General features: G+C 53.5%; 13 protein-coding genes. 9 read left to right on the top strand and 4 right to left on the bottom strand.

All coding sequences use genetic code 11. From position 1 onward, the window contains the following. Positions 1-141: 141 nt before the first annotated feature. The gene (locus J2I48_RS04000; protein WP_207334100.1) at positions 142-1,962 is read left to right on the top strand and encodes an outer membrane protein assembly factor BamB family protein; all 1,821 of its coding nucleotides are present in this window, start codon (positions 142-144) and stop codon (positions 1,960-1,962) included. 57 nt (positions 1,963-2,019) lie between these two features. Continuing rightward, a complete protein-coding gene (locus J2I48_RS03995) occupies positions 2,020-2,979 on the top strand; it encodes a VOC family protein (RefSeq protein ID WP_207334099.1) in 960 nt (319 codons plus the stop codon). A gap of 26 nt (positions 2,980-3,005) precedes the next feature. On the opposite strand, the gene J2I48_RS03990 is transcribed toward J2I48_RS03995, so the two are convergent. Next, positions 3,006-4,016, bottom strand: a complete 1,011-nt coding sequence (locus J2I48_RS03990; RefSeq protein ID WP_207334098.1) for a helix-turn-helix transcriptional regulator — start codon at positions 4,014-4,016, stop codon at positions 3,006-3,008. A 306-nt stretch (positions 4,017-4,322) separates the two neighbouring features. Here J2I48_RS03990 and J2I48_RS03985 point away from each other — a divergent pair, with 306 nt between their 5' ends. The 3 genes from J2I48_RS03985 (at position 4,323) to J2I48_RS03975 (ending at position 8,503) form a co-directional block, all read left to right on the top strand. Beyond that, on the top strand, positions 4,323-5,918 hold the full coding sequence (locus J2I48_RS03985) for a TROVE domain-containing protein (protein WP_207334097.1): 1,596 nt from the start codon (positions 4,323-4,325) through the stop codon (positions 5,916-5,918). 349 nt (positions 5,919-6,267) lie between these two features. Continuing rightward, positions 6,268-7,323 (top strand): RNA ligase, encoded by a 1,056-nt coding sequence (locus J2I48_RS03980; protein WP_207334096.1) that lies wholly within the window; start codon positions 6,268-6,270, stop codon positions 7,321-7,323. A gap of 220 nt (positions 7,324-7,543) precedes the next feature. Then, a complete protein-coding gene (locus tag J2I48_RS03975; protein ID WP_207334095.1) occupies positions 7,544-8,503 on the top strand; it encodes a phosphatase domain-containing protein in 960 nt (319 codons plus the stop codon). 36 nt (positions 8,504-8,539) lie between these two features. Here J2I48_RS03975 and J2I48_RS03970 read toward each other — a convergent pair whose 3' ends face one another. Then, the gene (locus tag J2I48_RS03970) at positions 8,540-8,806 is read right to left on the bottom strand and encodes a hypothetical protein (protein WP_207334094.1); all 267 of its coding nucleotides are present in this window, start codon (positions 8,804-8,806) and stop codon (positions 8,540-8,542) included. Positions 8,807-9,043: 237 nt separating this feature from the next. On the opposite strand from J2I48_RS03970, the gene tnpA reads away from it, so the two are divergent. Together tnpA and J2I48_RS03960 are read left to right on the top strand one after the other, a co-directional pair. Next, positions 9,044-9,505 carry an IS200/IS605 family transposase gene (tnpA, locus tag J2I48_RS03965; RefSeq protein WP_207334153.1) on the top strand — a complete coding sequence of 154 codons (462 nt, stop codon included), beginning with the start codon at positions 9,044-9,046 and terminating at the stop codon, positions 9,503-9,505. Between the two features lie 821 nt (positions 9,506-10,326). Continuing rightward, the gene (locus J2I48_RS03960) at positions 10,327-10,626 is read left to right on the top strand and encodes a DUF2442 domain-containing protein (RefSeq protein WP_310587250.1); all 300 of its coding nucleotides are present in this window, start codon (positions 10,327-10,329) and stop codon (positions 10,624-10,626) included. On the opposite strand, the gene J2I48_RS03955 is transcribed toward J2I48_RS03960, so the two are convergent. Then, entirely contained in the window at positions 10,620-11,135 is a 516-nt protein-coding gene (locus J2I48_RS03955) for a hypothetical protein (RefSeq protein ID WP_207334093.1), read from the bottom strand. The two genes, J2I48_RS03960 and J2I48_RS03955, sit on opposite strands and share 7 nt — an antisense overlap. 76 nt (positions 11,136-11,211) lie before the next feature. Between J2I48_RS03955 and J2I48_RS03950 the strand changes: the two genes are divergently transcribed. Both J2I48_RS03950 and J2I48_RS03945 read left to right on the top strand, forming a co-directional pair. Then, a complete protein-coding gene (locus J2I48_RS03950; RefSeq protein ID WP_207334092.1) occupies positions 11,212-12,060 on the top strand; it encodes a hypothetical protein in 849 nt (282 codons plus the stop codon). Beyond that, complete coding sequence (locus J2I48_RS03945; RefSeq protein WP_207334091.1) at positions 12,047-13,948, top strand: PD-(D/E)XK nuclease domain-containing protein; 1,902 nt, start codon at positions 12,047-12,049, stop codon at positions 13,946-13,948. Before J2I48_RS03950 ends, J2I48_RS03945 begins: the two co-directional genes overlap by 14 nt. A gap of 40 nt (positions 13,949-13,988) precedes the next feature. On the opposite strand, the gene J2I48_RS03940 is transcribed toward J2I48_RS03945, so the two are convergent. Beyond that, positions 13,989-14,948 carry an HNH endonuclease gene (locus J2I48_RS03940; protein WP_207334090.1) on the bottom strand — a complete coding sequence of 320 codons (960 nt, stop codon included), beginning with the start codon at positions 14,946-14,948 and terminating at the stop codon, positions 13,989-13,991. Positions 14,949-14,961 lie beyond the last annotated feature (13 nt).

Raw genomic sequence — 14,961 nt, 5'->3', positions numbered from 1 at the left:
CAATACGGACCAAGTAAATTTTAGGTTGCGCCGGTTCTGAAAATAATTTATACTATCGGCTAAGGCCTTGTCTGCCAGCGGTATGTTTGAGGAAATGAATCCTTCTTTAGCCAGCGCTCACCCTTCTTAACGTACCCCCTTATGCAGACGATAAAATGGCTGGTGGCAATAGGCTTGCTGATGGCAGTTACGGGGTTTCTGGCCCGCCCTGCCCCACCCACAGGCGAGGCTATTTACAAAGCCAATTGTGCCGTTTGTCACGGTGGGTCGGTGGCTGAAGCACCCCGGCTCGAAGCTCTCCAAAAACTATCGTCGGCGGCCATCATAGCGGCCCTGGAAACGGGTGTGATGCGGGCGCAGGGGGCTGCCCTCTCCCCTGCCGAACGCCAATTGGTGGCCGACTACCTCTCGAAAACAGACTCGCCTAATGCCCGTTTGGCCCTGGGGCCGTGCGATTCGCTGGTAAGCAGCAGCCCCGAAAAGGGCCGTGTGACTAGCTGGGGCCTGGATTTGAACAATCGGCGTTTCCAGTCGGCACCTGACCTCGGCATTTCGGCAAGTAACGTAGGAACGCTCAGGCTCAACTGGGCTTTTGCGTTTCCCAACGCCACGCGGGCACGGGTGCAGCCTACTGTGGCGGGTAACACGCTCTTTACGGCCAGTCAGCACGGCACGGTATACGCGCTTGACGTGGCCACAGGCTGCGTCCGCTGGACGTTTCAGGCCGATGCCGAAATACGCTCAGCCATAGTGGTTGGCACTGACAAAAGAGGGCTGGCTAACCGACTGTATTTCAGCGATTTCAAAGCCAACGTCTACGCACTGGACCTGCAAACACGGCAGTTACGTTGGCGCAAACGGGTCGATGAGCATGCACAGGCCACCATCACCGGGTCATTGGTAGTGTATGGCGACCGGCTGTTTGTGCCGCTTTCCTCTACCGAAGTTGTGGCCGCCTACAGCGCCAAATACCCCTGTTGCACCTTCCGCGGGGCCGTGGTGGCCCTGGCCGCCGACGACGGGGCACTGGTCTGGAAGACGTACATGACCGACGAGCCCACACCCCGCCAACTCAATTCGGCAGGCACCCAAACCTACGGCCCGTCGGGGGCACCGGTCTGGTCAAGTCCCACTATTGATCCCAAGCGGGGGGTACTCTACGTCGGCACCGGCGAGAACTACAGCCGCCCCGCCTCCCCCACCAGCGACGCCATCGTGGCCCTTTCCCTCACCAACGGCGCCATTCGGTGGGTGCATCAGACCATCAGTCAGGACGCCTGGAATGCCGCCTGCACCCAACCGGGTCTCGCCAACTGCCCCGATCAGCACGGTCCTGACTACGATTTTGGCGCACCACCCCTATTGGTCAGCCGCCCCGGAAAGCCCGACCTGGTGCTGGCAGGGCAGAAATCAGGCATGGTCTATGCCCTTGACCCCGACGCAGGCGGGGCCGTAATCTGGCAACAGCGCGTAGGGCGCGGCGGCATCATGGGCGGTGTTCACTGGGGCATGACCAGCGACGGACAAACACTCTACGTACCCATCAACGACCGCGAAGCCTGGCCCGCCGACTCCGCCAAACCCGCCTTTCCGGGCCTACACGCCCTCGACGTGGCCAATGGGCGTATCAAGTGGTCGGCCATAGAGAAAAATCGTTGCCCGCCGGGCACTAAATGGGGCTGCGGGCCGGGTTTGTCGGCGGCGATTACGCTTATTCCCGGTGTCGTTTTCGGCGGGGCGCTCGACGGAATGCTCCACGCCTATTCAACCACCGATGGCCGGGTGCTGTGGGCCTACGACACCAACCAATCCTTCACCGCCGTCAACGGCCTCGCCGCCGGGGGCGGTGCCATCGACTCGGCCGGGCCAGTGGTGGTAGGCAATCAACTATTTATCAATTCCGGCTACGCCAAATTCAACGAAAAAGCAGGCAATGTCCTGCTGGCGTTTACGGTGAAGTAGTTATTGGTCATTAGTCATTTAGCTCTGCGGGCGTCATTGGTCAATCCTCCCAACCCCATGAAATTATTCCTCCTCTTACCCCTTTTCTGCCTTATCAAATTCGCTTCGGCGCAGCCGGTTACTGACTCGATAGCCGTGCGGGGCATCAACCGGGTGAGCCTGTCGGTGCGGGACCTGGATAAGGCCGTTGCTTTTTATACCCACGCCATTGGCCTGACCGAAACACGCCGCTACCGGGTTACAAAACCCATTTTGGCCGAAAAAAAAGGCGGCATACGGCATACCGCACGCAGGGCGGCGCTGCTTCGTGGACCAAACGGGCAAGTGGAGTTGATGCAGTTCGACGGGGCGGCAACGTCGCCGGGCACCATGCCTATTCAGGGACCGGGCATCACCCACGTGTGCTACCAGTCGCGGGCGGCGGCGGGGTTATATAGCAAGGCCAAAGCGGCGGGCGGGCGCATCATCAGCCGGGGCACAGCGCCCGTAGACCGGGGATATGGCATTCAATACGCTTACGCCCATGACCCCGACGGCATTTTGTTTGAACTGGAACAACTCGACAAACCACCTTTTGCCGATTCAGTCTGGCTGGGCCACGTGGCCATTGTCACACCCGACATTGACCGGCTGGCGGCATTTTACACAACACTGCTGGGACACGGGCCACACAACCGCATCGACAATATTCAGAACAGCCCCAAGCTCGATGCCATTGCTAATATCGACAGCCTGAAATTGCGGGCAGCGTGGTTCCGAACGGGTACTATGCTGCTGGAAATCTGGCAGTTCAACAACCCACCCACCCAGCCACGCTCGGCCCCGTTGCCGTTTACAGCGATTGGTTATAACCACATTGGCTTTGAACTAAGTGGCCTCCGTCAGCAGTATGAACGGCTCCGTGCGGCAGGGATTAAGTTTCTCTCCGCGCCGGTTTCCACACGCCAGTCCACCACCGTTTTCTTACGCGACCCCGACGGTAATTTGCTCAGCATAAGCGAATTACAGCTCAAATGAGCCAGTATCCCCTCCAGCACCCATAACTACCCCGCATACTGCCCGAAGGCCCGGCGGAGGCGCTTGCCAATGCGGTCGCGTAGCTCACCCGGCGACAGCACCTCTACCCCTTCGCCGAAGGCCAGAATGTCGCGTTCCAGTTCGTAGTTATGCTGCACGTGCAGGCAAATGGTCACATCGCCGTTGTCGTGGCGCTCCAATACGGTTTGGGTGGCGTGCAGGGGCTTGGTTTCCAGGTATGGCGCCTGCTGCCGGTCTACCCGAAGCAGCACCTCCAGCGTGGGCACCTCGCCAATGGTGACGCCAATGGCATGGCGGTAGTAGTGGGCGGGAACGTGGCCGGGGTTGGGGCGGTAGGGTAGGTCGGGGGCGGGCTGCACGTCGACCATGCGGTCGAGGGCGAGGTGGGTGATGGCGCTCCGGTTACCCGTTACCCCCACGGCAAACCAGCGGTTGCGAAATTCTTTCAGCCACCAGACATGGAACGGAAACACCTGCCGCTCTTTGGCCCGAAACGACTGGTAGGTAATCCAGACCGCCCGGCCTTCTACCACCGCCTGGTAGAGCGGGTCGAGGTAGGGCAGGCCGCGCAGGTTGTCGTTGGTCTCGAAGTCGATCACCGCCTGCTGATTAGCCGTGGCCGCAAACACGTGCGCCTCCAGCTTCTGCACCACGCCCGCCAGGTTCTGGAAGTGCGAAAAGCCCTTAAACTGCTTCAGCACATCTACGGCCTCGCCAATCTGCGCCAGGTCATGCCCCGACAAAGGGCCGTTGGTGATGCTGTAGGTAGGGTCTTCGTAGGTATAATACTTCTTGTCAACCACTATGATCGGCGCGTTGTAGCCCAGTTTGTCTGAGCGCATCATCTGCAAATCGGCCTGCACCGTGCGGCGGCTGATGGCGAAGATGCCTTCGTATTCGTAGAGTGCCTCGCCTACTTTTTCAATGAGCAGTTCGAGCGTCCACTGCCGAAACCGGTTGGTCAGACAGGCATCAATGGCGCGGTAACGAATCAGAGCGTTGCGGTTGGCGGGCATAGGGTGGGTAGTTAATCTGGATTGTGGCTGGTCATATGGCTGACGCGTGGCCCTTCGACAGGCTCAGGGTGACAACCACCTTGATTCAACTCGTTGAGATTGCTCTTATTTGCCTGTCACCCTGAGCCTGTCGAAGGGCCGCGCGTCAGCCATTAGCGTTAGCAATGCGGCACAGTAACTCCCCCGAAAATAGGCAGTCGTCGCCAAAAATAATTGCACTTTTTTTCAACTGCGCAAATACACTGCGCAGGTGGGTAAAACCTTTGTCATGTCGAACGGGGAACAGCACCGGCGGCAACCACGACAATGCGTTTCAACACCACCAACACAGCAGACCATGCCGACGCTACAACCCTCAACCACATGGGGGCAAAAGCCTATACGCTGTCGGCAGAAATGGAACTGTACACCGCCGTGACAACCACCATGCTGGCTGACTCATACTACCAGAAAGCAGATGACCGGCTGGCGCTGATTCAGTTGCTGGTGGGCGAAGTCGATCCGCTGTTTGTAGCTCGGCTGGCGGTCTATGCCCGCGAAGCTATGTACCTGCGTTCGGTGCCTTTGGTGCTGGTGGGCGAACTGGCAAGAATCCATAATGGCGATGATCTGGTAAGCCGGACAATTGCCCGTGTGGTACAACGCCCCGATGAAATCAGCGAACTATTGGCCTACTACCAATTAGCCAACGCCCGTACCGGTGCTAAAAAGCTGAACCGCCTCTCGAAACAACTTCAAAAAGGACTGGCCCTGGCCTTCAACCGGTTCGACGCCTACCAATTTGCCAAGTACGAGCGGAAAACGGCGGTTCAGCTACGAGATGCCCTGTTTCTGGTCCACCCCAAAGCCAAAGATGAAGCGCAGCAGGCGATTTTTGACCAATTGGCCAGCCGGACGCTATCGACGCCTTATACCTGGGAAACCGAGTTGAGCGCGTTAGGACAGCAGGCGTTTGGTTCGGAGAAAGAAAAGCAGTTAGCCGTGCGTACCAAATGGCACGAGTTGATCGACAGCCATAAGCTGGGCTACATGGCCATGCTTCGTAACCTGCGGAACATGCTGGAAGCCAACATCGACATGGCTCATATCGATAAGGTTTGCGCCTTGATTACCCATGAGCGGGCCGTGCAGCAGGCGAAACAATTACCGTTCCGCTACCTGTCGGCCTATGCAGAATTGAAAGCAGTAGCTACCCAAAAAAGCGTGTTTTACCTGTTTGGCAACGCGCAATGGGCCGTTAAAAAGCTGATTCAGGCGTTGGAAAAGGCCTTGGTGCAGTCAGTGGCATACCTGCCCATTGCGGCGGGGAAAACGCTGATCTTGTCCGATAATTCGGGTAGCATGTTTGGCGACGTAGGGGGACGGTCGGCAGTGTCGGCCATGAGCCGCCGCACCACGGCCGACATTGCCAATCTGTTTGCCGTGCTCTACTGGACCCGCGCCGAAAGCACCCTGCTGGGTTTGTTTGGCGAACGGCTGATTACACCCCAGCTGAGCCGGTCGGCCACGCTTTTCAATAACTTCGACCGCATCAGCCGCGAGGCAGGTAAGTGCGGCGGGGCCACCGAAGAAGGTATTTTTGTCATGCTGGAAAAGCTGATCAAGTCGCGCGAAATCGTAGACCGGATCGTGATCTTTTCCGATTGTCAAATTGGCCGGTCGTGCAACTGGTATGGCCAACGCGGGCGCCGGGCCGATGACTTCGACAAGCTGTTTGCGCAGTACCGCACCATCAACCCCGAAGTGAAAACGTTTAGCGTTGATCTGAAAGGCTACGGCAACACGATGGCCACCGATGGGATCTATACCATCAGCGGCTGGAGCGATAAGCTGTTCGCGCTGATTGTTGCCGCCGAAAACGGCCAGACAGCACTCGACGCGATTGATGCGGTGGCGTTGTGAAAGGGGTTTGCCTCATCCCTTTCACAACGTAGCTAATCCATTGATAATCATACTACAGGTGCCGTAGAAAAGCGTTACTTCGGGATTCTGAGGTTGTGGGTAGCCAGGCCCACCGTTGGTGAAAGCCGGCGTAGCTCAATACAGAGCGCAGATTTATAGTCTCTTTTCGCCCATTGCCCTGTTTTCTTTTGCCAGTGCCGTAGGTCCGGACGGTCCGCCGCTGCGGTTACTTCGCTGTAAACGACTAAACACCCGGCCCGCCCGTTGCCTGGCTTTTCCTTCAATCTGTTCCTCCAACCTATAAGGACTAGGCGCCCCCGTTTTTCAACCTTATAGGTTTATTACAACCATGACTTCCTTCATCAACACGTTGCAACCCGCTCTCCGTCAGCACATTGCTAATGGCTACGTGATGGTTCGTCAGCACCCCACCGCCGAGTTATACATCCTGAACTACACCGCTCAGGCGCAGTATGAGGGCGTTTGGGACGAGCACACGCTGGCTTGCCGGGGCCTCATCCTGAACGGGCAGGGGCAGGTGGTGGCGCGGCCTTTCGGCAAATTCTTTAACCTCGACGAGCACGGCCCGGAGTGGACACCCCCCGTAACGACCGACGGCCCCGAACCCTTTGTGGCCTACGAAAAGCTCGACGGGTCGCTGGGGATTTTGTACTGGCACGACGGAATGCCCCACATTGCCTCGCGGGGGTCGTTTATGAGCGAGCAGGCCCAACGCGCCACCCACCTGCTGCATACGCGCTATGCCCACGTGCTGCCCCGCCTCGACCCCACGAAGACGTATTTGTTCGAGATCATCTACCCCGAAAACCGCATTGTGGTAGACTACGGCGACCGCGAGGCACTCGTGTTGCTGGGTGTCATCGACACCGCCACCGGAGCCGACCACGCCGACCTGCCCGACATTGGCTTCCCGCTCGTGCGCCGGTTCGACGGCTACACCGACCTGGCGGCCATCCGGGCGGTGCAACTAGACAACGAAGAGGGCTTTGTGATCCGGTTTGCGTCGGGGTTCCGGGTGAAGGTGAAAATGGCCGAATACGTGCGCCTGCACCGGATTCTGACCCAGATTTCGTCGCGCAACATCTGGGAATACCTGGCCACCAACCAGCCGTTCGACGCCATCCTGGAGCGCGTTCCTGACGAGTTTTACGACTGGGTGAAAGCCACCGTGGCCAATTTTACCGCTCAGTATGAAGCCATCGAAGCCGACTGCTGGTTTGCTTTCCAGGTGCGTGAATCACGAAAAGAAACCGCCCTCTATTTCCAGACGCAACGTTACCCCGCCGTGTTATTTTTGATGCTCGACAACCGCGACTACTCCTCCACGATCTGGAAACTCCTCCGCCCCCCCTACGAACGGCCGTTTATGAACAAAGAGTCCTGAGTCTGGAAAGTGCTAAGTCTGGAAAGTCGTATAGCATAGGCTTTCCAGACTTAGCACTTTCCGTCCCCCTGGCCTGTGTCTCCACAGGCCTACGCTCGCGTCAGCCGACTGGCCCGGATGGCTTACGCAGGAGTAGGCCTGTGGAGACACAGGCCAGGGTGCGGGAAATGCTCGCGCCAGCCGACTTACGACTTACGACTTCTTCAGACTTACGACTTTTATGCCCCACCTCCTTCTCCTCATCGGTATCAGCGGCGCTGGTAAATCGACGTTTGCGCGGCAGTTTGTGCGCGACAACCCTTCTTACCTGCGCCTCAACCGCGACGACCTGCGCCGGAGCCTCATTCCTGTATCGCTGGGCGAGTACTGGACATGGGACGACAAACCCAAAAACCGGATCGAGCGCCTGGTGACCGCGCTGCTCGACGCGGCCCTGAAAGCCGCCCTCGACGGTGGCTGGAACGTGGTGCTCGACAATACGCACCTCCGGCAAAAGTCCATCAACGAGGTGCTGAAACTGGCTGAAGCGCAGGCTACGGCCAAACGGCCCGTGGACGTGTCGTTTCAGGTGTTCGACGTGCCCCTGACCACCGCCATTGAGCGGGACCGGCAACGGCCCGACGTGGTGGGCGAAACCGTGATTCGGGAGCAGCACAGCCGGTTGCAACTGCTGCGGAAAAACATGGATTTCTCGCAACGCCTGACCTACCCCCGCCCCCACCCCACCGCCGACCCGCTGGCGCAGGATGCCGCCCTGCCCAAATGCATTTTGGTGGATATTGACGGTACGGTGGCCAAAATCCACGACCGCTCCCCCTTCGACTGGACTAACGTGGGGCGCGACAAACCGAACCTGCCCGTCATGGGTGTGGTGCGGGCCATGCGGGCGGCGGGCTGTGCGGTGGTGTTCATGTCGGGCCGAGACGGTGCCGCCCGCGCCGAGACCGTGGCGTGGCTGGAGCGGCATTTTGGCTGGCAGGAAACGGCTGATTATCAACTGTTTATGCGCAAACAAAACGACATGCGCAAAGACGCCATCGTGAAACGCGAGCTGTTCGACGCCCACATCCGGGGCCGTTATTTCGTAGAACTGGTCCTGGACGACCGCGACCAGGTCGTCTCGCTCTGGCGCCGCGACCTCGGCCTCACCTGCCTCCAGGTAGACTACGGCGACTTCTGAGGAAGCTAACCGTAGTCATCCATAACTTCTGTCACGTCATTTCGAGGGCCGGGCGTGTATCTCCTCGAAATCGCCTTTTGTCCAGCGGGGGTTCGAGAAGCCGTAGGGGTCCACAATAAATCGCCCGGTTTTCGTGTCGAGGATGGTCACCCCGCGTTCACCCGTCACGACCTGATACCGGCGAACCTCGTCGGTGGGCGGGGCGGGTTGGCCCGCCGGTTTGAAATTGACCAACACCAGTAATGCGCCCAGGGCGAGGATACCCAGGCAGAATGATTTCAGATCAATCGTAAGCGTTTTCATAACCGAAGTCTGTTTGGTTGATACCCCCATTAGACCACCAACCCGCCCATCTGTTTAAATCCCGCCACAACAGATTCCGGTTTCGCGAAAAATTCACGTCAACCAAAGGCACGGGCGTTAGCCTCACCGTCCCAGCGGGACGACACAGCGCAGCGTCGGTAGCAAACGCAACCGAAACCGCATCATTCCCTATCATTGCATTGTCCCGTATGGGACAACACCACCGCAACCACCGTCATGCCCAACATCTACACCCAAATCCATTTGCAACTCGTTTTCGCCGTTAAATACCGCGCCGCCGTCATTTCGCCCACCTGGAAATACGAACTCTACAACTACATGACGGGCATAATCCAGCACTACAATCACAAACTGATTGCCATCAACGGCATGCCCGACCACATCCACATCCTGATCGGGATGCGCCCCACCCAATCGCTGTCTGATCTGATGCAGCAACTCAAACAAAGCTCATCGAAATGGATCAACGAAAAGCGAATGACCCGCAGCCAGTTTGCCTGGCAGGAAGGCTACGGCGCGTTTTCGTACGGCAAAAGCCAATTACCCGCGCTGATTCAATACATCGACAATCAGGAGCAACACCACCAAACCCGCACCTTCCTGGACGAATACCGCCGTTTCCTGGACATTTTCGGCATCGATTATGACGAGCAATTTCTGTTTAAACCCCTCGATTAACGCCCCGCCCTTAACCCTACCGACGCTACGCTATCTCGTCCCGCTGGGACGATGGGGATGTGAACGCCAACCCCCTTCTACCGACGCTGCGCTATGATGTCCCGATGGGACAGGGTGTGCGACCGATCGTCCACGGTTTATCCTTCTTCCTTGTGCGTGAACCTTGTGTAACTACCTATTCCGTAGGGATAAAATAGCGTAGATCGGTATCCCGTAGGGATGTAACAGCGCAGCGTCGGTAGTATTCCCAAATCGCCCTTACATCCACAGCGTGCCGTAGGTACGCTACAGGTTGCGTACCTACGGCACGCTGGGAAACGTCACAATCCATCCCCCTATCTACCGACGCTGACGCTGTTTTGTCCCGATGGGACAATGGGAGCGTGAACGTCTACCCCTTTCTACCGACGCTGCGCTATGATGTCCCGATTGGACCTGGAGCAGGCACACCAACGGCGGCTTGATTTGCTGACGGTACGCTATTCCGCCGGGAGAGCACGTACGGCTAATCGTCTGCGAATCATCCTTTCTACAGGTGCGTCAATCTTGTGTAACTGCCTATCCCGTAGGGATGTAATAGCGTAGCGTCGGTAGCTGTAAGATTAGGCTTCCCCGTTCCCGCGTGCCGTAGGTACGCCACCTGACTAGCATTGTGTTGTGCAGCCAGGATATACAGGATTGGTCTAGGCCATTTCTCAACGCTACGCTATCAAACCCATACGAAATCCACAGCTGCACAAGATTGATACGCATGCTCTCTCCTCTACTATCTCAGCCGACAGACGCGCCAATCTGCTTAAATTCGTGGATGATTTACCTTAATGACATCATCACCCGGTCATTATAGAAACACTATGATGAGAACGTTAGCTGTTACCCAAGCCGAATATGCGGGCCACCACAGGCTACAGTTGACTTTTTCTGATGGCACTTCACAAACGGTTGACTTCGGACCTTTTTTGTTAGATCACCCTCATCCTCAGCACAATAAGTATCGCCGACTAGCCAATTTCAAACGCTTCCGCATCGAACGCGGCAACGTAGTATGGGGAAAAGACTGGGATCTTATCTTTCCAGTGACCCAATTACACCAAGGGTATATAGCCCCGGCTGTCTACTGACAATCCTCGTTCGGAAACTGCTGCTCAAAATCAGCGAGTTCCGTTTCCATGTGCGCCCATTCGCGAGCATCTAATTGGCTCAGTTCGTAGCGAATTGCTTCCGCATCATACGCCGGTTTAAGTTCGTCAAGGGGTATTTCCAGTTCCCACGTACAGGTGCGGCTATGCACTTCGGGCCTGTGGCCCAGCCTAAATACCTCCGTCATGCGCCCCTCCCGAAAGCGGGCTTTGAAGCAAAACCAGTGATCATCAACGACCGTGTAGAATACAACATACCCGTGCGCATCGACCAGGCGGACTTCATGCCAGCGCGTTTTGCTCTCCCATTCGCTAGCAGACATAGCGGCTACTGTTTCCAGATACCCCTCGCCCGTAATGTCATATACCCCGTACTTATCCTCCAATGATTTTGTCTGGAACGTAATCATGCCCACCCCCAGCCGATCAACGTCTGCTGGCGTGAGTGGTAATTGAGCCGAAGCAATGCGGATGTTATCATAGAAACTCATGTGAATAGCTGATGTTCCTTAAAAAACTGCCAAATGTGGGTGATCTAAAAAAAGATTGACACGCAAAAGTCATCCTATGATGACAATAAAGTATATTTCAGCACTTAAACATTATAACTCTTCAATTGTAAGCACGATGGGTCATGAGCGCATTGGTCATTTACCTAACACCAAACGGTGGCGCAATATCGTGAACGAGCTTACCGAATTTTCACCAAAAAATAATAACGTCGCTTCTATTGCCAATAAGACAACCAAAAATGTTGTAAGTCAATTAGAGCGAATGAATCAAGACAAGGGAGTGCTATCCTCATTCTCTTATCTACTCAACTTATTACACGCTTCAAGACAAGGCGATCCGTACACTTATCTAGAAAAAAACGGCATTACCCTATCTCCCTCCTTTTCCCTACTAGAACTAGCGCGATCTATTAAACAGTTCAACCAAGCTAATTGTGAAAGCAATGAATATGCAACTATTGCTTCGCAAGCTCTAATAGATACTGTTAGCATTTGGACCCGGCAGGAACAGCAACAAACTACACTTTTCTTCGGTGGCGAAGCAGATCCATTTGAACCTTGGAGGCGGGCAGCAGATGCAGGAGGATTCAGTGAAATATCTAGAATATATTTTTCAAATTTCATTGGTCGTTATCTGAGATATTTTCTAGAAAGAGAAGCATCAGCTTCATTCAAAACCTTGTTTGATCGCAATGATTTTAACAATCGCCTCGATAAGCATTTAAACGAGATTTCTAAAAGTGCTTTTGAAACAACTAAAGTTACCGAGCAATTTGCCGCTGGTTGGTATAACAAAAATGCATTGAAGCAGTTTCCTAGCAGTAATGATGTAAAAGGATTTGTAGGTTACGCTATAAAGAAACTAAAGAATAATCTCGTGTTTAATCTCAATGACGAAGACTGATACACGACATATTATTTTATGCGATGGCGTAACTATACCTCAATCGTTGGCAGGAAATATTCCGGCTCATCGAATTCTGAGTTTAGTGGGTCGTGAAGGTTTGTCTAACCGAAACCTTACAGTTAACATCCAAGGTTTCGCCTCGCATCTAATGCCTAAGTTACCTGAACGAACTCGTGATCTAATAGAAATAGCTTCTTTCATTTATGGTGCAGACCGGCTTATAAAACGGGGGAAAACTGATCAAGTAGAATATAATAGCTGGTCGCGTGACTTAATCTTCTGTATACCTGTCCGTGATTTGTCTTTTTGGCAACAAGAAGAAGCTAAAACGATAATTGTAGCAGCTTTATCTTTTATGACGGGTGATCTATCTTACGACTTTTACTTTACACAACGTATAGGAGGCGATCCGATAACTAATCTATTCCATGGCCCAGAGTATTCGACCACCGAAATTAACTCAACAGACATTTGTCCTGTAGCTTTATTTTCGGGTGGTTTAGATTCTCTAGCTGGTGTAATATCACTTTTAGAGCAAACGTCACAAAAAGTTGTTATTACAAGTCATAGGTCCAACACACTTACCACTCAAGTCCAGAAAAGGGTATTTGAGGCGTTGCAAATAGCATATCCAAACCGGCTGAGATATCATCCACTTGAATGTACCCTTAAAGAAGAGCGAGCAGCTGAAGAAACACAGCGTACTCGCTTTTTTCTATACACCGCTGTAGGATTTGCTCTTGCACAGGCTTATGGGCAAGACGTGCTGAACATTTACGAAAATGGCATTACTTCGATTAATCTAAGTAAACGACAGGACTTAATGAATGGTCGGGCAAGTCGAACTACACATCCTAAGACACTTGCCCTGTTAGAAAATTTATTTACTCAAGTGTTTGGGAAAAATTTTACAATCAAACATCCGTTTTTACATATGACTAAATCAGAAGTTGTAGACGTTATAAAAACATACAATAAGCAGGACATTATTTCTAAAACGGTAACATGTACTAAAACTTTTCAGAAATTTAAAAATAATACGAGCGCCACACATTGCGGATATTGTTCTCAATGTGTAGACCGCCGTTTTGCTATGTATGCTACAAAACTTGAACAATATGATACAATCTATGATTTTGATTTAACTACAGAATCCTTTCAATCATCAGATGCTCGAACGCATGTCGTCGACTATATTCGTCAAGCTAACACATTTGCGAAAACACATTTTGGTGATTTTATTAACACGTATCTCGATCCACTTTCTGAAATAACGGAATTCTTGTCTAAAGATACTTGTGAAGAAGATGAAATATCCGACCTACACAATTTATATCAACGTCACTCAACAGCAGTTGAACGTGCTTATAGACGAATGGCTTTTTTACACGATTCTATATATAGGCCAGCGATACAAAATTCAATTTATACTATTGTAAATGGAAGGCGATTTCAACTTGATAGAGTAGAATGCTTAGCTAATGAAATTGCCGATATGCTGAGTAAAACACTGCCTATTGCTATATCTGATCAAAAAATTTCGCATGAAAATGTACTAAATAGTCATATCCAAGCTATACTAAAACGAGACAGAAAAGATTACGAGCGAGAGTATCCTACAGTTCGTTTTTCCTTCTCTACAGTCATTCCTGATCATTCTTACACTAATGCGGATGAAGATTTATTCATCGAATCAAAATATATCCGTAAAACAATGCCTCCAAGTCGGGTAACAGATCAAATTGCATCTGATTTAATGAAATATCCTCTTGACGCATTCAAACTGTTTATTGTGTATGATCCAGAAAGACGTGTAAAGGACGACCAGCAATTTAAAAAAGACTATGAACAACGGAGTAATTGTCGAATATTCATAATCCGCTAATTATTTTGTCATCGAGGCTTAGCTTCAGCAAAAACTCTTTTTACACTTTAAACCGCTCCCGCAGATGCCACGCGAACGCTTCCCTGTTTGGGTAGTGATGTTGGCCGTGGGGTGGGCGGAGGGATTGTCCGGCGAATTGGTGGAGGTTGTAGGGGCTGGCGGGGTTGTCGGTGAGGGCGGGGGAGATCAGGACGCGGTATTGGGCGTCGATGCCGATCATGCCCCGGTCAAAGGCGGTGTGCAGGGTTGAGCATAGGGCAATGCCGTTGCTCACGTGGTCGTTGCCCGATACGCTGATGGGCACGATGTGGCAGGCCTCCACCAACGACGCGCCCCCGGTGGTGATCACGCGCATCCCGGAAATGGCACAGGTGAAATCGTAGACCTGCGGCACTAGGCGTTTGAATAGTCCACCACGCACAAAGCGCGTTTCCTCATCGTCGGCGGTAAAGGCGGGTTGGTAGGTGCCTGTGGGTTCGTTGAGCAGATACGTTTCCAGGTCGCCCAGGTAGCTGCGTCCGGCGTTTTTGACGCGCAGAAACTCGGCTTTGCGGGCGGGGAAATAGGTATCCAGCAGGGTGTTTTTCAGAGCTATGCGTGAGTACGTATCCGTCAGCAGCCCGTAGAGGTCGTCGGCGAAATGAGCGTAGTCGAGGCGTTCGCTCAGCGTGTTCACGCTACGGATATAGAGGTCGATCTGATAGCCGGGTTTGGGTTGCAGGAACCAGAAGCCTTCGTTTTTCAGGTAAAAAAATGGCTGCGTAAAATCGTCGTTGTGGCCCGCCTTGGCCAGCAGGACAAAGTTTTCTTTAAACGTCGCCACCAGTTCCGGCGTCACGCCCACGCGGTTGTCGGTGATGAGGCCTTTTTCCAGTAACTCCGTGATTGTCAGCAACAAAACGGGCTTATGCGGGGCCTTGCCGTACTTGGTGCCGCCCTGTTTCAGGCGGCTAAACTGGCGGACATAATGGGCTAGTCGGGGTGCGTGGGGCGGGGTCATAACGAGGAACGGA

Origin of the sequence: Fibrella aquatilis, from assembly GCF_017353255.1 — a bacterium.
Taxonomy (GTDB): Bacteria; Bacteroidota; Bacteroidia; order Cytophagales; family Spirosomataceae; genus Fibrella; species Fibrella aquatilis.
This window is presented reverse-complemented; position numbering and strand designations above follow the sequence as displayed.